At 69.7% G+C, this 17,901-nt stretch carries 16 protein-coding genes and 2 pseudogenes; 11 read left to right on the forward strand and 7 right to left on the reverse strand.

Annotated features, from left to right (window positions below; all coding sequences use genetic code 11):
- From grpE to CK485_RS00135, 8 genes are all read left to right on the forward strand, one after another.
- Positions 1 to 609, forward strand: coding sequence for a nucleotide exchange factor GrpE (grpE, locus tag CK485_RS00100; protein ID WP_109445526.1), 609 nt, complete (start codon positions 1 to 3; stop codon positions 607 to 609).
- Between the two features lie 6 nt (positions 610 to 615).
- Positions 616 to 1,569 (forward strand): J domain-containing protein, encoded by a 954-nt coding sequence (locus tag CK485_RS00105; RefSeq protein ID WP_109445528.1) that lies wholly within the window; start codon positions 616 to 618, stop codon positions 1,567 to 1,569.
- Positions 1,566 to 1,973: a chaperone modulator CbpM gene (locus tag CK485_RS00110; RefSeq protein WP_109445530.1), complete on the forward strand. Its 408-nt coding sequence runs from the start codon at positions 1,566 to 1,568 to the stop codon at positions 1,971 to 1,973. Before CK485_RS00105 ends, CK485_RS00110 begins: the two co-directional genes overlap by 4 nt.
- Complete coding sequence (clpB, locus tag CK485_RS00115) at positions 1,964 to 4,603, forward strand: ATP-dependent chaperone ClpB (RefSeq protein WP_109445532.1); 2,640 nt, start codon at positions 1,964 to 1,966, stop codon at positions 4,601 to 4,603. The genes CK485_RS00110 and clpB overlap by 10 nt, the downstream gene beginning before the upstream one ends.
- On the forward strand, positions 4,600 to 5,058 hold the full coding sequence (trxA, locus tag CK485_RS00120; protein ID WP_109445534.1) for a thioredoxin: 459 nt from the start codon (positions 4,600 to 4,602) through the stop codon (positions 5,056 to 5,058). The genes clpB and trxA overlap by 4 nt, the downstream gene beginning before the upstream one ends.
- A 6-nt stretch (positions 5,059 to 5,064) precedes the next feature.
- The gene (locus tag CK485_RS00125) at positions 5,065 to 5,325 is read left to right on the forward strand and encodes a UBP-type zinc finger domain-containing protein (RefSeq protein WP_109445536.1); all 261 of its coding nucleotides are present in this window, start codon (positions 5,065 to 5,067) and stop codon (positions 5,323 to 5,325) included.
- A complete protein-coding gene (locus CK485_RS00130; protein ID WP_109445538.1) occupies positions 5,325 to 7,106 on the forward strand; it encodes an FAD-dependent oxidoreductase in 1,782 nt (593 codons plus the stop codon). Before CK485_RS00125 ends, CK485_RS00130 begins: the two co-directional genes overlap by 1 nt.
- 151 nt (positions 7,107 to 7,257) lie before the next feature.
- Complete coding sequence (locus tag CK485_RS00135) at positions 7,258 to 7,572, forward strand: Hsp20 family protein (protein WP_241968035.1); 315 nt, start codon at positions 7,258 to 7,260, stop codon at positions 7,570 to 7,572.
- A 172-nt stretch (positions 7,573 to 7,744) separates the two neighbouring features.
- Here the strand turns inward: CK485_RS00135 and CK485_RS00140 are convergent, their stop codons facing one another.
- Positions 7,745 to 8,194 carry a DUF1931 family protein gene (locus CK485_RS00140; RefSeq protein ID WP_109445540.1) on the reverse strand — a complete coding sequence of 150 codons (450 nt, stop codon included), beginning with the start codon at positions 8,192 to 8,194 and terminating at the stop codon, positions 7,745 to 7,747.
- A gap of 809 nt (positions 8,195 to 9,003) precedes the next feature.
- Between CK485_RS00140 and CK485_RS00150 the strand changes: the two genes are divergently transcribed.
- Positions 9,004 to 11,178: an FUSC family protein gene (locus CK485_RS00150; RefSeq protein WP_109445578.1), complete on the forward strand. Its 2,175-nt coding sequence runs from the start codon at positions 9,004 to 9,006 to the stop codon at positions 11,176 to 11,178.
- A gap of 240 nt (positions 11,179 to 11,418) precedes the next feature.
- Complete coding sequence (locus CK485_RS28600; protein WP_158288138.1) at positions 11,419 to 11,592, forward strand: hypothetical protein; 174 nt, start codon at positions 11,419 to 11,421, stop codon at positions 11,590 to 11,592.
- A 135-nt stretch (positions 11,593 to 11,727) separates the two neighbouring features.
- On the opposite strand, the pseudogene CK485_RS00155 reads toward CK485_RS28600, so the two are convergent.
- From CK485_RS00155 to CK485_RS00175, 4 genes and pseudogenes are all read right to left on the reverse strand, one after another.
- Positions 11,728 to 12,543: pseudogene (locus CK485_RS00155) on the reverse strand (IS5 family transposase); the annotation flags it as partial.
- Between the two features lie 77 nt (positions 12,544 to 12,620).
- On the reverse strand, positions 12,621 to 13,031 hold the full coding sequence (locus tag CK485_RS00160; protein WP_109445546.1) for a RacP protein: 411 nt from the start codon (positions 13,029 to 13,031) through the stop codon (positions 12,621 to 12,623).
- A 2-nt stretch (positions 13,032 to 13,033) separates the two neighbouring features.
- Entirely contained in the window at positions 13,034 to 13,942 is a 909-nt protein-coding gene (locus CK485_RS00165) for a DUF6192 family protein (RefSeq protein ID WP_109445548.1), read from the reverse strand.
- A 601-nt stretch (positions 13,943 to 14,543) separates the two neighbouring features.
- Positions 14,544 to 14,909 (reverse strand): hypothetical protein, encoded by a 366-nt coding sequence (locus CK485_RS00175; protein WP_109445550.1) that lies wholly within the window; start codon positions 14,907 to 14,909, stop codon positions 14,544 to 14,546.
- 79 nt (positions 14,910 to 14,988) lie between these two features.
- Between CK485_RS00175 and CK485_RS00180 the strand changes: the two are divergent.
- Positions 14,989 to 15,339: pseudogene (locus tag CK485_RS00180) on the forward strand (ATP/GTP-binding protein); the annotation flags it as partial.
- Between the two features lie 288 nt (positions 15,340 to 15,627).
- On the opposite strand, the gene CK485_RS00185 reads toward CK485_RS00180, so the two are convergent.
- Positions 15,628 to 16,173: a hypothetical protein gene (locus tag CK485_RS00185; RefSeq protein ID WP_109445552.1), complete on the reverse strand. Its 546-nt coding sequence runs from the start codon at positions 16,171 to 16,173 to the stop codon at positions 15,628 to 15,630.
- A 256-nt stretch (positions 16,174 to 16,429) separates the two neighbouring features.
- Entirely contained in the window at positions 16,430 to 17,635 is a 1,206-nt protein-coding gene (locus CK485_RS00195; protein WP_241968036.1) for an IS256 family transposase, read from the reverse strand.
- Positions 17,636 to 17,901 lie beyond the last annotated feature (266 nt).

The raw sequence follows: 17,901 nt of genomic DNA on the forward strand, positions 1-17,901 counted from the left end.
ATGCCTACCCACCCCCAGAAGCCCGACCGGGCAGCGTCCGACCCGGACGTACGGGTCCCGGAAGGCGCCGGAGGCCCCCCTCGCGGGGACCTGCCCCAGCCGGGCGCGCCCCGGCCCGAAGCGGCGAACGGCGAACCGGGACCCGATGCCGCCGGACCCGCGCCCGCCGAGGACGAGTACACGACCGCGATCCGGGAACTGGAGGACCGCTGGCGGCGCGCACTCGCCGACCTCGACAACCTTCGCAAGCGCCACGCCAGGGAACTGGAGCGCGAACGGGCGGTCGAGCGTTCCCGCACGGCGGCCGCCTTCCTACCCGTCCTCGACAACCTCGAACTCGCCCTGACCCACGTCGGCGCCGATCCGGGCGCGATCGCGGAGGGCATCCGGGCCGTACGCGACCAGGCGGTGAACGTCCTCGAACTGCTCGGCTACCCGCGGCACGCGGAGACCGGCGTCGCCTTCGACCCGGCCCGGCACGAGGTGGTCGGCGTCGTCCACGACCCCGACGCCCCCCCGGGCACCGTCGTCGAGGTGCTGCGCCCCGGCTACGGGGACGGCGAACGGCAGCTCAGGCCCGCCGCCGTGACGGTCACGAAGCGGGAGTGACCGATCATGGCACGGGACTTCTACGAGGTGCTGGGCGTGCCGCGGGCCGCAAGCCAGGACGAGATCCAGCAGGCATATCGCAAACTCGCCCGTAAGTACCACCCCGACGTCAACAAGGACCCCGGGGCGGAGGAACGCTTCAAGGACCTCAACGAGGCATACAGCGTGCTGTCCGATCCCAAGACGCGAGCCCGCTACGACCGCTTCGGCGAGGACTTCCGCAAGATCCCTGAGGACTTCGACGAACGGGTCGCGGCCGGAGCGGGCGGCGGCTTCCGCGCTCGAAGGACCTCGGGCGCGGGCGGCCCTCGCGTCCGGTACACCACCGGCTTCGGCGACGACTTCGGAGCGGAGGACATCGACATCGAGGACCTGCTCGGCTCCATGTTCGGAGCCGGCGCCACCCGAGGCGGCGTCCCCGGAGCGGACCAGGAGGCCGAACTGCCGCTCACCGTCGAGGAGGCGTACCGAGGCGGCCGTCGCACCGTCACACTCGCCGGTCCCACCGGTCAGCCGCGGCGGTACGAGGTCGACGTGCCGCCGGGAGTCACCGACGGGCAGCGCATCCGGCTGTCGGGCGAGGGCGGCCGGGGCAGTGGTGACGCCCCCGCGGGCGACCTGTACCTGCGGGTCCGTATCCAGCCCCACTCCCGGTTCCGGCTGGACGGCCGCGACGTGCACGTACAGGTCCCGGTCGCTCCATGGGAGGCGGCCCTGGGCGCGACGGTGCCGGTGCCCACCCCCGGCGGCGGCACGGGCAAGGCAACGGTGCCCGCGGGCTCGTCCAGCGGCCGGCGGCTGCGGCTGCGCGGCGAGGGCATGCCGAACCCGCGAGGCACGAACGGCGACCTGTACGCCGAACTCCGTGTCACGGTGCCTCCCGCCCTGAGCGACCGGGAGCGCGAACTGTTCGAGGAGCTGGCCGCCACTTCCTCGTTCGACCCCAGGAGGACGCGATGAACGACCGACCCGCGGGAGCTGGGGGCATCGGCCGGGCCGGCGTGGACGCCCGTCCGGTACGAACGGGCGCCGACATCACCGCCCCGACGGCTGTCCGGTACGCGCTCGTGCCCGTCCCCAGGCTCTCCCTGCCCGCCGTTGCCCTTCGCTCGGGCCTGCACCCCGACCTGATCCGCCGGTTCGTCGCCCTCGGGCTGGTCGACGCCGAACGCGACTCCGCGGGGCGACTGGTGTTCGACCCCACGGCCCCGGCGGTTCTCGCCCGTATCCAGCGGCTGCGCACCGGACTCTGCCTCAACTACGCATCCATCGGCCTGGTGCTCGACCTGCTCGACCGCATCAGCCTGCTCGAAGCCGCCCTGCGCGGCCGCGGCACGAGGAGTGAAACACCCTCATGGACATGAACCGTCTCACCCAGAAGTCCCAGGAAGCCCTGCAGGAGGCCCAGAGCGCGGCCGTCGGCATGGGGCAGACCGAGGTCGACGGGGAACATCTGCTGCTCGCGCTTCTCGATCAGGAGGACGGTCTGATCCCACGGTTGCTGCAGCAGGCCGGCACTGAGCCGAAGGAGTTGCGCGCGGCCGTGCGCGAGGAACTCTCCCGCCGCCCGAAGGTCACCGGTCCCGGCGCTGCACCCGGCCAGGTCTTCGTCACCCAGCGCCTGTCCCGCCTGCTCGATGCCGCCGATCGGGAGGCCAAACGCCTCAAGGACGAGTACGTGTCCGTGGAGCACCTCCTGCTCGCCCTGGCCGAGGAGGGCTCGGCGACCGCCGCCGGACGCCTGCTCAAGGAGCACGGCGTGACCCGGGACTCGTTCCTGAGCGCGCTCACTCAGGTCCGCGGCAACCAGCGCGTCACCTCCGCCAACCCCGAAGTGGCCTATGAGGCTCTGGAGAAGTACGGCCGCGACCTGGTCCTCGAGGCCCGGTCCGGGCGGTTGGACCCGGTCATCGGCCGTGATGCGGAGATCCGCCGCGTCACCCAGATCCTCAGCCGCAAGACCAAGAACAACCCCGTCCTCATCGGCGATCCCGGCGTCGGCAAGACCGCCATCGTCGAGGGCCTGGCCCAGCGCATCGTTCGCGGCGACGTCCCCGAGGGCCTGCGCGACAAGACGGTGTTCGCTCTCGACATGGGCTCCCTGGTCGCCGGCGCCAAGTACCGCGGCGAGTTCGAGGAACGCCTCAAGGCCGTGCTGGCAGAGGTGAAGGCCGCCCAGGGGCACATCCTGCTCTTCGTCGACGAACTCCACACCGTCGTAGGTGCGGGCGCCGCCGAAGGGGCCATGGACGCGGGCAACATGCTCAAGCCGATGCTCGCCCGCGGCGAACTCCACATGATCGGCGCCACCACCCTCGACGAGTACCGCAAGCACATCGAGAAGGATGCCGCCCTCGAGCGCCGCTTCCAGCAGGTGCTGGTCGACGAGCCGAGCGTGGAGGACACCATCTCCATCCTGCGCGGACTGCGCGAACGCCTGGAGGTCTTCCACGGCGTGAAGATCCAGGACACCGCGCTGGTCTCCGCGGCCACCCTCAGCCACCGGTACATCACCGACCGATTCCTGCCCGACAAAGCCATCGACCTCGTCGACGAGGCGTGCGCCCGGCTGCGTACCGAGATCGACTCGATGCCCGCCGAACTCGACGAGATCACCCGCCGCGTCACCCGCCTGGAGATCGAGGAGGCGGCGCTGTCCAAGGAGACCGATGCCGCCAGCAAGAACCGCCTGGAGGAACTGCGCAGAGAATTGGCCGACCTGCGCGGCGAGGCCGACGCCAAACACGCCCAGTGGGAGGCCGAACGGCAGGCCATCCGCCGCGTGCAGGAACTACGCCAGGAACTGGAGCAGGTCCGCCACGAGGCGGAGGAGGCCGAACGCGCCTACGACCTCAACCGCGCCGCCGAACTCCGCTACGGCCGCCTCCAGGACCTGGAGCGCCGGCTGACGGCCGAGGAGGGGCAACTGGCCGCCAAACAAGGGCAGAACCGGCTGCTGCGCGAGGTCGTCACCGAGGAGGAGATCGCCGAGATCGTCGCCGCCTGGACCGGCATCCCCGTTGCCCGTCTCCAAGAGGGCGAACGCGAGAAGCTGCTGCGCCTCGACGAGGTCCTGCGCGAGCGAGTCATCGGCCAGGACGAGGCCGTCAAGCTCGTCGCCGACGCCATCATCCGCGCCCGCTCCGGTATCCGCGACCCGCGTCGCCCCATCGGCTCGTTCATCTTCCTCGGCCCCACCGGCGTCGGGAAGACCGAGCTGGCCAAGACCCTCGCGGCGGCCCTGTTCGACTCCGAGGAGAACATGGTCCGCCTCGACATGAGCGAGTACCAGGAGCGGCACACCGTCAGCCGGCTCATGGGCGCACCGCCCGGATACGTCGGCTACGAGGAAGGCGGCCAGCTCACCGAGGCCGTACGCCGCAAGCCGTACTCGGTCGTGCTGTTCGACGAGATCGAGAAGGCGCACACCGATGTCTTCAACACCCTGCTGCAGGTCCTCGACGACGGCCGCATCACCGACTCCCAGGGCCGCACCGTCGACTTCCGCAACACCGTGATCATCATGACGTCCAACATCGGCTCCGAGCACCTCCTCGACGGCGCCACCGCCGAGGGCGAGATCAAGCCGGACGCCCGCGCCCTGGTGATGGGCGAGCTGCGCGGGCACTTCCGCCCGGAGTTCCTCAACCGCGTCGACGACATCGTGCTGTTCAAGCCGCTCGGTGAGCGGCAGATCGAGCGGATCGTGGAGCTGCAGTTCGACGAACTGCGCCACCGCCTCGCCGAACGCCGCATCACCGTCGAACTCACCGATGACGCACGCGAGGTGATCGCCCACCAGGGGTTCGACCCGGTGTACGGGGCCCGGCCGCTGCGCCGCTACATCTCCCACGAGGTCGAGACGATGGTCGGGCGCACCCTGCTGCGCGGTGACGTACAGGACGGTGCGACGGTCCGCGTCGACGCCGAACACGGAGAGCTGGTGGTCACCTACGACCAGCCCGAGGACGTGGAGGGAGCGAGGGCGGCATGAGCACCGTGCAAGCCGCCAACGTCGCCTGCCCGCACTGCGGGCGCACCAACCGGGTGCCGGCGGCGGCCGAGGGACGCCCCAGGTGCGGCGCCTGCAAGCAGCCGCTGCCGTGGATGGCCGACGCGGGCGACGACGACTTCACCGACGTCGTCGAGCAGGCCACCGTGCCCGTTGTCCTGGACCTGTGGGCCACCTGGTGCGGCCCCTGCCGCATGGTGAGCCCCGCGCTGGAGGAAGTCGCCACCGATCTCGCAGGAACGATCAAGCTGGTCAAGGTAGACATCGACAAGAGCCCGCGCCTGGCACGGCGGTTCGAGGTCCAGGCGGTACCGACGCTGCTGGTCCTCGACAAAGGGCAGACCATCGCCCGGCAGTCGGGTGCCGCACCTGCCCCCGCCTTGCGACGGTGGGTGGAGCAGTCGATCGCGGGCCGCGCACCGGCTGGGAAAGGATGATCGGCCATGACCGTACGGATCGACCCCCACCTCGCCCTCGTACGCCCCGTCGCCCCGCGTGCCCCGGGGTGCGAGGAGTGCCTGGCCACACATTCCCCCTGGGTCCACCTCAGGCTCTGCCTCACCTGCGGCCACGTCGGCTGCTGCGATTCCTCGCCGAACCGGCATGCCCGCCGTCACGCCGCCGCCGACGGTCATCCGATCGTGGCGTCGCTGGAGCCCGGCGAGGACTGGCGGTGGTGCTTCGTCCATGAGGCGTTCGTGTGATGCCCGGCGACGAGACGCGGCCCGGCGCAGCACCTGTGCCGGACGAGGGGGGAGCGAGCGTCCCCTTCGAGACGCCCGACATCTACGGCGCCTATCCCCGCCTGGCGGACGACCAGATGGCCCGCCTGGCGCAGCACGGCCGACGGCACGCGGCCGACGCCGGTGACGTGCTGATCCGGGAGGGGGAACGGTGCGAGTCGTTTTACGTCGTCCTCAGTGGTTCGGTCGCCATCGTCGAGGGCTACGGCACGCCCGATGAACACCTTCTACGTGTGCACGGCCCAGGCCGTTTCATCGGCGAACTCGGCCTCCTGAACGGGCAGGTGGCCTTCTACACCGCCGTGGTCAGGGACCCCGGTGAGATCCTCGTACTGTCCATGGATCAGCTGCGTGACCTGGTGACCCGGGACTCCACCCTTGGTGATGTGGTGCTGCGCGCCTGCCTGGGGCGCCGTGCTCTGCTCGTCGGGCAGGGCGCCGGTTTCCGCATCATCGGCTCGCGCTACTCGCCCGACACCCGGCGGCTGCGCGAGTTCGCCGCCCGCAACCGGCTGCCACACCGCTGGATCGATCTGGAGACGGACGAGGAGGCCGAGGCGCTGCTGCGGCGCTTCGCGGTCGATCCGGAGCAGACGCCGCTGGTGATCTGGCAGGACACGACCTTGCTGCGCAATCCGAGCAACGCCGAACTGGCCCGCTTCATCGGCCTGCCGCCCCTGGAATCGGGCAACGACCGCGGCGATCTCCTCATCGTCGGCTCCGGACCGGCAGGTCTCGCCGCCGCGGTGAACGCGGCCTCGGAGGGCCTCGACACGACCGTGGTCGAGGCGCTGGGCACCGGCGGCCAGGCCGGGACATCCTCCCGGATCGAGAACTGCTTCGGCTTCCCTTCCGGCATCTCCGGCGCCGAACTCACGGAGCGCGCGGTGCTCCAGGCGGACAAGTTCGGCGCCCGGATCAGCGTCCCTGCGGAGGCGGCCCGGCTCGAACGGAGGGACGGCCACTACACCGTTGGGTTCGCCGACGGTAGCGAGGTGACCGCCCGTGCCGTCGTTCTGGCCACCGGCGCCCGGTACCGGCGCCTCCAGGTGCCCGGCGTCGAGCCGTTGGAGGGCGCGAGCGTCCACTACTCGGCGACCGTCTATGAGGCTCAGCAGTGCAGTACCGACCCTGTGGCGGTGGTCGGAGGCGGCAACTCCGCGGGCCAGGCCGTGCTCTTCCTGGCCGGGTTCGCACCGCAGGTGTATCTGCTAGTCCGTGGGCAGAGCCTCGATGCGCACATGTCCCGTTACCTGATCGATCAGATCGAGCACCATCCGCGGGTGCGCGTGCTGCTGCACACCGAGATGACCAAGGCACTCGGCGACAAGGCGCTGGAGGCGGTCACCGTGGTTGACCACCGTACGGGCGAGCACCGCCACCTCGCGGTGCGGGCCCTGTTCGTCTTCACCGGCGCAGACCCTCACACCGAGTGGCTGTCTGGCGCGCTCGCCCTCGACACGCGCGGCTACGTGCTGACCGGCGCACAGGCGCAGGCGTGCTCCGTTCCCGAGCTGTGGCAGAGCCAGGGCCGTGACTGCCTGACGTTGGAGACCAGCCTGCCTGGCGTCTTCGCCGCAGGCGACGTTCGCAGCGGCTCGGTGAAACGTGTGGCCTCCGCGGTCGGAGAAGGCGCGATGAGTATCCACTTCGTGCACCGCTACCTGGGCCACGCGGCCGCGCCGGGCGGCACCGACAGCTCCCCGTACATGCGTCCGAAGGAGTCCGCTTGGCTTGCATGACGCCCAGCGGGTGAGGGGATCACGAGAAGGAGGCGATGGGAATGACCATGTCCCGCGCCACCGTGGTGGTGCAGTGCAGGACAGGCCCCTGGGCTGAGCACGCGATCCGCTGACGGAGTTCGACCAACTGCTCGGCGAGATGAGTTCCACGATGGGAGGCCTGGCGCCCGCAGTCGCGTGGACACTCCTGGCGGATGTCACTGAGTCCGCCGCCTTCCACGTCGAGATCGAACTCCCCGGCGTCAAGAGCAAGGGCATCGACGTCGAAGCCAGCGGCCAGGAGTTGGTGGTCACCGGAAAAATCAAGGAGAAAGACGCAAAGGCGTCCTGCGCCGGAGCACCCGCCGCACCGGAGCCTTCGAGCACCGGCTTCCGACACCGAAAAGATCAATGCGCAGATGTCGGAGGGGGTGTCACCGTACCCAAGGCCGAGGTTGCAAAGCCGCGAGATCAGCGAGACGAGTGAAAGCACCGAGAGCAGCGGCCAAGACGCGACTCCACGGCCGAACAGCTTCAGCGCGCTCTGCCTCCTCGACTGCCGCAACGACCCGCCGGCTCGCCGCAGGCCCTCGTCCACGTCCGCGTCCAAGGTGCTGCCGAAAGCGGTCCTGGTCTGCGCCGCCTGGTCCGGTCGCCACTCACAACAAGAGGTCGAAGACGGCTCGGGCCTCATCCCAGTGCTGGGTCTGGGGGTTCTTCAGGTGGGGGTCGAGGATCTTGAAGCACTGAGCAAGGGCCAGGCTGAGTCCGCCGATGATGTCCGGATACCTTGCCTCGGTCTCCTCGTCGGGCGTGCGGTCCAGAGCGGGGTGGGTGGCGAGCTGTTCCAGGATCGGTTTGAGTTCTACTTCCTGGTCGATCTTCCGGAAGTGGTGAATGCTCTCCTGCAGGCCTTTCGTGATCGGTAGGTCACAGGTCCGGATGATGTCGCGCCCGTTGGCCTTGGCTGTGGCCTGGGCGACGGTCAGCAGATCGTAGAGCTTGGCGTCGACGAAGTCGCTGTAGCGCTTGAGATCGTTCTTGTCGACATCCAGCCCCGCGGCGGCGCGGAAGAACCTTTCGAACCTGGCGATGGACATCACGGTCATGACGGCAACCTCCGGCTGCGGGCTCCCGGCCCATGAGCTTCCCGTTCAGCCTGGCCGACGGGGCGCGCGAACGCATGCGCATGTCGGGCCCAATTAGCCTCCCTGTATTGCCCTGCCAGGCCCAGGCGTCCGACTGTCCGGGTAGTCGGCGGGCGTGCGGATCGACGGCAGGGCAAACACCGCGTCGGGGGGACTGCCCCACCTAAAGGGTGACCCCAGATGCCGCTGCTCATAAGGCCGAACGCTGGGGTGGCGAACACGCCAGCGAGCGCTCGGGAGAGGCCGGTGATCAGCACGGCCAGGGCCGGTTGACGCGGACCATCCCGCCTAGCAGCCGCAACCGCCCGCGGAGGTGCGGTGCCTCGCTGGCGTACTGGATCCTTCCGGGTGGCAGGGCGTCGTCGGGCTCCGGGATCAGCGTTCCGATCATGCCGAGGGCCGCCGCCTCAGCCGGTGGGCGGCGCGCATCAGCCGAGCATGGGCAGCGACAGCAGCGCGAGGTGCCCTGCGGGCCGATCACGGCGATGAGGGGGCGGATGCAGTCCAGGTAGCGCAGGTCCGTCATCCTTCTTCAGTCGCTTCGCGACCTCCGTTCGGCCATCCCGGAACGGCCGCGAGGACGACGTCGATCCGCGGCCGCTTGGCCTGACAGCTGGAGCTGGGGGGGTCCACGATCGCCCTGTATGCGAGGGTGCCGGTTTGTGAGTGTAGGTCGGCCCGGGATCGCGCGTTCGCCGAGCGTGGCGCCGCCAAACGGCGACGGCGTGGCCGACGCACTCGGCAAGGGCGTTCCGGCTAGGCTCACACCCGTGACGTGGCTGCGGGCCTTCGGGGAGGTCGTGCGATCTGGGCTCACGATCGAGGAGACGCGGCTGGAGCCCCTGCTCGCGCTGCGCACGGCCGCTGGGATGGCCATCGTCATCGGGCTGGCGCTGTGGCTGGTCTCCCCTGCGTATGCCGCGTCCGCCGCCCTCGGTGCCTACTCCGCGGGCGGGGCCACCTTCCAGCGCACCTGGCGTCCACGCAAGGTGATCGCACTCGGCGCCGGCGCGGGCCTGGCGCTCAGCACCTTCGTAGGCTACCTGGCGGCGGGGCGACTCGTGACGTTTCTTCCGCTGCTGGCCGTGTGGGCCTTTGCCGCGGGTATGGCGTGGGCCGTCGGATCGACCGCTGGGATCGTCGCAGCGACGACCGTGGGCAGCATGCTGGTGACCGTCACCTTGCCCACGAGCGTCGGGGGCGCCCTGGAGCACGCCGGGGTCATCGCGCTCGGAGGCGTGACGCAGGCCGCGCTGATCTTGCTGTTCCCGATCCGGCGTTGGGGGGCGCATCGTGACGCGCTCGCCGACGCCCTGGCCGCGGTGGCGGACTACGCCCGCCGGTTGCGGCACGATCCGACCGCCCCGTTCGATCCGGAGCCGTTGATGACGGCCCGGGACGCGGCTGCCGTGACGCCGTCACAGGCCCGAACCCGTCCCCCCGCCCTCCACGGCCCCCGAGGACTCGCCGAGCGCATTCGGCCGGTCGTCGCCGCGCTCGCCGATCCGGACGTAGGCGCCCCGGCGGAGGGCCCTGGGCGGGACCGCGCGCGGGAGTTGCTCGACGCGGCCGCCGACGTTCTGGATGCGGTCGCCCGTTCGATTCGCCGCGGCACTCCTGCCGAGGTGCTGCCCGGGAGCACGGACGTCCTGTGCGCCGACGAGGAGCACGAGGTGCTGGAAGGCCCCGCGAGGCAGGCCGCCGAGCGGCTCGTGGAACTGCTCGGCGAGGCGTTGGAGATCGCCGGGAGCGGCTGCGAGCCGGGGAGGACGCCCACGCTGCCCGGCCCCGCCAGCGCCGAGTTCCTGATGCGCCCGACAATGTTCCGGCTGGTCCCGGTCGTCGTTCGGGCGGTCCAGCGTGAGTTCCGCCGGGACTCGCCCGTGTTCCGGCACGCCGTCCGCCTGGCGGCGGTGGCCACGCTCGGATATCTGATCGCCGCCCGGCTACACCTGGGCCACGGCTACTGGGCGCCCATCGCCTCCGTGATGGTGATGCGGCCGGACTTCCACCGGACGTACGCGCGTGCGGTGGGCCGTCTCGCTGGGACCCTGGCGGGGGTCGCGCTCGCCACCGGCATGGTGCGGGCCCTGAGCCCGGACGCCCGTGTCTCCGGCGCGCTGGCCGTGGGCTCAGCAGCCCTGTCGTACACGCTGAACCGAACCGGCTACGCCTACTCCCAGTGCTTCACCGCTGCGTACGTCGTCTTCCTGCTCGGCATGGGCGGCCAGGCATGGGAGCAGACGGTCCCGGAACGGGTGGTGCTCACCCTGCTCGGCGGGGCCCTGGCAATGCTGGCCTACGTGGTGTTCCCCGCATGGGAGACGCCCCGGCTGCCTGGCCGGCTTGCGGACTGGCTCGCCGCCAACGGCCGCTACGCGACCGCGGTGCTCCGCAACTACGCCGAACCGACCCGCGAGCATCACGCCGACATGCGCAGGGCACTGTTGGCGAGCAGGGAAGCACGCGCCGCCTGGCAGGAGGCGTACGACCGGGCAAGGCAGGAACCCGTCCGCCCCAGGGGACTGACGTCGCGCGAGGCGCAGGAGGCGCAGGAGGCGCTCAAGGGGTTCGGCCGCGCGGCGATGCTCATGGAGAGCCACGTCCCGGGGGCCGACAGCCGTGTCGTCCCCGAGGCGGAGCGGTTCGCCGACGCCCTGGAGACGGACACCGCGAAGGCAGCAGCCGCCGTACGCGAGCACCGAAATCCGGACTGGGGACGCGTGGAGGAGGCGCTTCACACGTGGGAGAACGCGGCCGGGGACCGGAGCCCGGTCGTGCGGCGCGAGGCGGAACTGCAAAGCAGGGCCTTGGAGGACCTCGCGACGGCCGTGAGCCACACACCCCTGGAACGGGACGTCGGCTCTGTTCGCGAAGAGCAGCGAGTGCGGGCGGCCGCGGCGGCGGAAGGTGACGGATCAGGTGCCGCGCACCGGAGTGGGTGACGACGTCGGCGACGGGGAGCGCCGCGCCTCCTGGAGCGAAAAGTAGTCTCCCGACCGCGTCGAGCGCCGCCACACGTACACCGCTGTCGCCATCACGAGGACCAGCCCCGCCAGGACGAGCAAGCGCGCCGACCCTCATGCCTCGGCGGTCGCCACCCGGGCGTATGCCGTCCTGTGCAGAACGCGCCGCCGCGCGGGATGGTGGGCGCATGAGTCAGCCGCGCCCTGCCGGACGCGCCGATGCTCGCCACGGCGGTGGACGAGGTGCCGGGCGGGCCGGGATGGGCGCACGAGCCCAAGTGGGACGGGTTCCGTGCCCTGCTGCTGCGCCCGGAAGGCGACGGGCCGGTACGGCTGGTCTCCCGGCGCGGCAACCCGCTCAGTGCCTGTGTCACATCCTCTTTCCGCAGGTAGCGACGTTGTGAGGTCGGGTGCTGATTGAGGTTGCCGTTCGGGTGGGCGTCCATGGACGCCCACCCGAACGGCAGTTGTAGATCGTCAGGCTGCTGTCGCAAGAGGAGCCGGGACAGCCTCGACGCGGGGGTTTCGGCGGGTGAGGCGACGGCTCATGAGGGTGATGAATGCCCACTGGATGTGAGCCTCGGCGTGGGACATCAGGCGCTCGTAGTCCCTCGCGTTGCGGCGGGCCCGCATCGTCCACGAATTCGACCGCTCGACAACCCAGCGTTTCGGCAACAGGACGAAGCCTTTGGCGTCCTTGGGGCGGGAGACGACCTTGACGGTGATGCCGAGGGCGTCCTGTGCCCAGGTGGCGAACTCCTCGCCTCCGTAGCCGTTGTCGGCCCAGACGAGCACGATCTCGGGGTGCTCGGTGTGCAGGCGGGCGAGAAGGACGCGGGCCGCATCGCGGTCCTGGACGTCGGCGGGGGTGACGAGGAGGTCCACGAGGAGGCCGTCCTGGTCAACCAGGAGATGCCGCTTCCTCCCATTTATGTGCTTATTCGCGTCGTAGCCGCGAGTCGCTTTCGAGACGGTCTCGGCGCCCTTGACGGACTGGGAGTCGACGATCACGCGGACCGGCCAGGGACACCGGTGCCGCCGAAGACGAAGCCGTCGGCGGAGCTGGTCAAGGATGTGCCGCAGGACGCCGGCCTTCGCCCAGCGGGCGAAGTAGCCGAACACGGTGCGCCAGGGGATGCCGAAGTCGGCGGGCAGCGCCCGCCACTTCGCGCCGTTGTCGGTGATGTAGCGGATCGCGTCGACGATGCGTCGGCGGGGCCACTTCTCCGGCGCCCCGCCCCTGGCGGTCCGGCAGGCGGGAGGCGGCAACAGCCGTTCCAGGAGAGCCCATTCGAGGTCGCTGGTGTCGGACGGGTAGCGGTAGCGGGGCAGGTCCAGCGGCATGGCGGGGTGACGGGCCGCGACCTGTGCTGGGAGCCAACTGCGGGGCGGTCGCGGCCCGTCGCCTTCCTCGGATGGGGTCACTCCAGGTTGGCGAGGAGGTGCAGGGTGGACTCGATCGCGCCCATCTGCGCCATGACCGTGCGGATGTAGGGGTCGTCGGGCTTTTTCTTGCGGTGCGCGAGGAGGATGCCCTCGATGAAGTTGACGATCCGGTGGTGGGTGGACTCGAAGAACGCCCGCTCGTAGCCGATCCAGATCTCCGGCGCGTCCTCCAGCATCCGGTAGCCCCAGGTCCTGTCCCAGGTGATCGGCGGTAGGTCCTTCGCTGCGGCGACCTTGCGCAGATGCGCGAGACCGGTGTGGACCTGCGCGCGGGTGCGCTCGGTGGCCGCCATGAGCTGGACGACGGTCAGTCCGGCGGGACGGGCCTCCAGGAGGGCGGACAGGATGGCTTCGGCGTGGACGTGAGCGGGAACGCCCCGCCCCACGACTACTCGCCCGAGCCCTTCAGCAGCTTCTGGAGCTGCTCGTCGAGGTCTACCTCGCCGCGGGTGACCGCGTTCTCGATCCAGTCGGCCGAGGCCCGCACCCTGGACAGGCCGTGCAGGACCGTCTCACGTTCGGCGTCGTCGAACGGCGCCCCGCGCAGGTTCGGCACGATCCTGCCGGCGGTGACGACGAACTGGGTGCAGGCCGCGACCAGGTCCATGAACTGGACGTTGTGCTCCATCCGCGCCAGCTGCGGCAGCGGCGCCGCCTCGTCGTGCACGAACGCGGCCTCCTGGCGGAAGCGGTCGAACTGCGCCTCGTTCACGGCGTGCCGGGCAGTGTCGTCGGCCATCGCCTTCGAGGCGACCGCGGGCCGGCGCAGGAAGTCCGTCGTCACCTTCGCCGCGACCTGGTCGTCGGCCGCCAGGTCGTGGATCGCGTCCACCTTCTCCTGGACGCTCTCGGGGGTGTCGACCTTCCAGCCCACGATCCGCTTCGCGCTGTCGTGCGTCCACCGTGCCGGGCCCCCGCGCGGGTGGGCCGGGGGGCTGGCGACCGCCTCGAACCGTTCCTCCTCGTCCGGGATCGACGCGAGGATCTTGTGGATCGTGTGCGAGACGTCCGCGCGGCGGTGCTCCTTGGGCCAGCGCGAGGCCACCCACCGGTAGTCCCGCACCGTCGTGTAGGCGAGGCCGACGTCCTCGGCGAACATCCGCAGGGCCTCGCTGACGGTGAACAACTCCTCGCTCCCCGGCGGGTTCACCCCGCCGTGGGCGCGCATCGGCTCGATCTCCCCGGCCGCGTCCCCCAGCCGCCACTGGACGGAGCTCATCTCCGCGACCCAGTCCCGTCCCAGCTTCACCAGCTCGTCGTAGCGCTGCCGGGTCACACTGCCGACCATCCCGGTCATCCGGACACCACCCCCACGAGCCCCTGGGGGACGACACCCGACCAGTGCCGTCAACTCGCCCTGGAGACCCTCCACTTCGCACGATCCGACCGCCTCGCCTTCGGCGGGAAGAGCGTACGGACCCGGCGCACGAAGCGGCCCCGCCGACCGGCGGCGTGCGGGCTCACTCCTCGTCAGTCTGCGCGCGCCGCGTGTGCCAGGCCCGTTTGCGGCAGACGGGAGAGCAGTAGACCGCCGAGACGAGGCGGTCGACCCCGACCGTCCACTTGGCCCCGCACTGCGGGCATGAGGCCCTCACGCCGGCCGTCACCGCCTCGATCCGCGCCCTCGTCCGCCGCGTCCGACGCCAGCTCCGCGACCGGCAGGCGGACGAACAGAACACCGCCGTCGCCTTGGCCGACGGCATCAACGGATCACCGCACCCACGACACAACCGCGGGCCCGCGTCGTCGTCCGCGACGACGACCAGCCGCAGCCGGGGAACTCCGTCCCTGCCCATGCGGCCACCGTAGAGAACGAAGAGAGCCGCCGGGAATCCCCCATCGCGCTGGCGATCAACTGTCCCCAGTGTCATGTACGGAGAGCGGCCTCGCCATCCTGGTCAGGCGAGATCTGTCAGGTCCTCCGCGAACACCTGCGACAGAGGCTGCGGTCCCACATACTGCTGGCAGTTGCACTGACCAGCCTCGTAACGCAGCGGCTTCTTGTTCTCATCCCAGGCCACTGGCACCTCGACGCGCTCGTGGCACTGGCCCTGCTTGTCGTGTTTGGCGAGATGGTGCGTGCATCCGCACACCGGCTCCGGAGACTTGTTCGCTGCTTCAACGGCCAAACGTTCCTGTCTCGCCGCCTCCAGCAACTGCAACTTGCGCTCATGCCGATTGCGCAGTGCGGTGCGCACGTTGTCAGCTGCCCACGCGAAGCCACCCGTCCAAAAGACGATGAGAACCCACCAGAACCAGTCCATCCGCTATCCCCCCTGCGATGCTGCGGACCAGCATAGATGGCTCATCGGAAGGGCGTTCGCATTGTCATGCAGGCCTCAGACACAGCTTCTCAGCGGGACACGGGGAGCTCAACTCGCCGGACGCGCCACCCTCGTCGACTGCGGCCCCCTCCCCGCCCGCCACGGCACCCGCCACCCGTTCCGCGACGCCATCACCGACATCGAAAACAACCTCGACCTGCACCGCCACAAACCCGGCACCCTCCCCCGCCACGCCCCCTACCTCCACCAGCGCACCGCCGGCCGCATCGGATCCCTCACAAGGCTCATCCGCCAAGCCGCCATCACCGCCATCCACGACGGCACCGAACGCATCACCAAAACCGCCCTCGACGCGGTACGACTCGACCACCTCGCCGAAACCCACCACCACCCCCGCCGAGGCCGCTAAACCACCACACCCGTCAGCGCAAACAGCTCTGACCAGCAAAAACGCCAACCGAGCCTTTACACGCTAGCGAAACCCACAACAAACCCATCCGCCCTCAGCACAGAACACATAACCCCAGCCCACACACCCCGGCCTCCCCGCTGGAACCGATCAGCCGACCCCTCAATAAACCCGCAATACCCCAGACCAGCCACCACCCCGCACACCAACAAACCCCCACCGAGCGTTAGGTGCTGACGGGACGGCGCGGCGCCCCGTCAGCACCATGAGTCCTGCCGCGTCGGGTGGTCAGGCTCCAGGGGCGGGCAGCATGGTTTTTCCGTATGTGTCTGTCTGCTTGTGCACGTACAGCGGAGTGGCGGGGGCGCCCCAGACCTGGATCAGGTGTTCTTCGACAGGCTCGGTTCCCTCGGGCAGGTCCATGAGTTCATTCGCGGCGTCCCTGCCTCGCGCATGCACGCGCACCCGGTACGGGCCCGGGCCTGCTTGGGAGAAGTCAGGCAGTTCCATGAGCCCGTCGGTCGGGATCATGGTCGACAACCCTGGTCGCGAGCCGCCCAGGGTCAGGCTCGCTTCGACGATCTCGTCCCACTCCCCGCGGTCGACCACCGTGGGCGGTTCCGCGCGGACATCGACGGTCACGCAGACCTCTCCCGAGTTCAGACCAGTGATGACCACCGCGAACTCCCCCGGGTCACACGGGTGGCCCTGCGCGTCCAAGACGCCGACGAGGCCGTTGAAGTTGTCGTAGGACCACTGAGAGGTGTCGTAGTCGTCGCCGTGGATGTAGTACTGGCTGTAGTCGACGAAAATGGTGCGTGTCACCGGAGCCATGGCTACACCTCCACGTAGAACGGGTCACCCTTCAGCACCCGATTCTGCACCTGGAACGCGGAGACCATGCCGCCTTGCTTGCGCTGCTCCGCTGCAGGGACCCAGGTTACGGCTCGCTGCGTCGCAGGCAGGGCCGTGCCGCCTTCGTCCGTGCTGGCAAACGGATACTCATCGCACTGCATACCCGCGGGTCGGGGAGGCAGTGCTCCAGGGCAGGGAGTGTCAACTTAACGGCTGATCTTGTTTGTTGAGGTGGTCAGCGGTTGCTTGGGGTCAGTCGGCCGTCGAAGGCGATCTGGAAGGCGTTCAGCGGCGCCTTCCAGCGCATGGTCCACCTGCGTCGTCCCTTGCCGGTTGGATCAAGGCTCATCAGCGCGAGATAGACACATTTGAGGGCGGCGGCTTCGGTCGGGAAGTGCCCGCGAGCTCGCACGGCCTTGCGGATGCGGGCGTTGACCGACTCGATCGCGTTCGTCGAGCAGATGACTTTACGGATTTCCACGTCGTAGGCGAGGAAGGGGACGAACTCCGCCCAGGCGTCTGACCACAGCTTCACGATCGCCGGGTACTTCTTCCCCCAGACCTCGGTGAACTCCAGGAACCGTTCCTCGGCCGCCTCGGCCGTAGGCGCGGTGTAGACGGGCCGGAGGGCCTTGGCGAGTTTGTCCCAGTCCTGGCGGGCCGCGTAACGGAACGAGTTGCGCAGGAGATGCACCACACAGGTTTGGACAATCGTGGGAGGCCAGACGGTCTCCACCGCGTCGGGCAGGCCCTTCAGCCCGTCGCAGACCAGCATCAGCACGTCTTCGAGGCCGCGGTTCTTCAGCTCGGTGAACACCTGCAGCCAGTACTTCGCGCCCTCGCCGCCGTCGCCGGCCCAGATGCCGAGGATGTCCCGCTCACCCTCCACGGTGACCGCCATGACCAGGTAGATCGGCCGGTTGGCGACCTGCTGGTCGCGGATCTTCACGTTGATCGCGTCAACGAACAGGACCGGGTAGACGCGGTCCAGCGGGCGGCTCTGCCAGGCGGCCATGCCCTCCATGACCTGGTCGGTGATGGTAGAGATGGTCTGCTTGGACACCTCGGCCCCATAGACCTCGGCCAGGTGGGCGGCGATCTCGCCGTGGGTGAGGCCCTTCGCGGACAGCGACAGCACCATCTCGTCGACTCCGGTCAGCCGCCGCTGCCGCTTCTTGACGATCTGCGGCTCGAACGTGCCCGAGGTGTCACGCGGGACCTTGACCTCGACCGGCCCGACGTCGGTCAGCACGGTCTTGGCCCGGCTTCCGTTGCGGGAGTTGCCGCTGCCCCGGCCGGCGACATCGTGCTTCTCATAGCCGAGGTGATCGGTGATCTCACCTTCCAGGGCAGACTCCAAGACCCGCTTGGTCAGCTGCTGCAGCAGCCCACCCTGCCCGGTCAGCTGCAGTCCCTCCGACCGGGCACGCTCCACCAGCATCGCGACGAGCTGCTCGTCGGACACAGGCACAGGCTGCCCGGACTCAGCACTCTCGGCAGACTCCACGGTCTCCAACTCCACGGCGGTATCAGTCACTTGACGTCTCTCCCATGATCGTCGGATCCGCCGTTAGATTTACACTCCCGCACAGGGACGTGGTGCGCCCGAGTTGGGACCGCTCCGCAACGGTGCCGCTGGTGGAGGGCCGCCGCAGGGCTGGATGCTCTGTCCTGGATATTGATGGAAGCCAGCCGCAGTGGTGTCGG

It is taken from the genome of Streptomyces sp. ICBB 8177, assembly GCF_003144095.1.
Lineage (GTDB): Bacteria > Actinomycetota > Actinomycetes > Streptomycetales > Streptomycetaceae > Streptantibioticus_D.

Coding starts and splice junctions, on each gene's coding strand:
- CK485_RS00130 (WP_109445538.1), top strand. CDS start 5,325: ATGCCCGGCGACGAGACGCGGCCCGGCGCAGCACCTGTGCCGGACGAG.
- CK485_RS28600 (WP_158288138.1), top strand. CDS start 11,419: ATGCTCGCCACGGCGGTGGACGAGGTGCCGGGCGGGCCGGGATGGGCG.
- CK485_RS00185 (WP_109445552.1), bottom strand. CDS start 16,173: ATGGCTCCGGTGACACGCACCATTTTCGTCGACTACAGCCAGTACTAC.
- CK485_RS00175 (WP_109445550.1), bottom strand. CDS start 14,909: ATGGACTGGTTCTGGTGGGTTCTCATCGTCTTTTGGACGGGTGGCTTC.
- CK485_RS00135 (WP_241968035.1), top strand. CDS start 7,258: ATGGGAGGCCTGGCGCCCGCAGTCGCGTGGACACTCCTGGCGGATGTC.
- clpB (WP_109445532.1), top strand. CDS start 1,964: ATGGACATGAACCGTCTCACCCAGAAGTCCCAGGAAGCCCTGCAGGAG.
- CK485_RS00165 (WP_109445548.1), bottom strand. CDS start 13,942: ATGACCGGGATGGTCGGCAGTGTGACCCGGCAGCGCTACGACGAGCTG.
- CK485_RS00140 (WP_109445540.1), bottom strand. CDS start 8,194: ATGACCGTGATGTCCATCGCCAGGTTCGAAAGGTTCTTCCGCGCCGCC.
- CK485_RS00105 (WP_109445528.1), top strand. CDS start 616: ATGGCACGGGACTTCTACGAGGTGCTGGGCGTGCCGCGGGCCGCAAGC.
- CK485_RS00125 (WP_109445536.1), top strand. CDS start 5,065: ATGACCGTACGGATCGACCCCCACCTCGCCCTCGTACGCCCCGTCGCC.
- trxA (WP_109445534.1), top strand. CDS start 4,600: ATGAGCACCGTGCAAGCCGCCAACGTCGCCTGCCCGCACTGCGGGCGC.
- grpE (WP_109445526.1), top strand. CDS start 1: ATGCCTACCCACCCCCAGAAGCCCGACCGGGCAGCGTCCGACCCGGAC.
- CK485_RS00195 (WP_241968036.1), bottom strand. CDS start 17,635: ATGCTGGTGGAGCGTGCCCGGTCGGAGGGACTGCAGCTGACCGGGCAG.
- CK485_RS00110 (WP_109445530.1), top strand. CDS start 1,566: ATGAACGACCGACCCGCGGGAGCTGGGGGCATCGGCCGGGCCGGCGTG.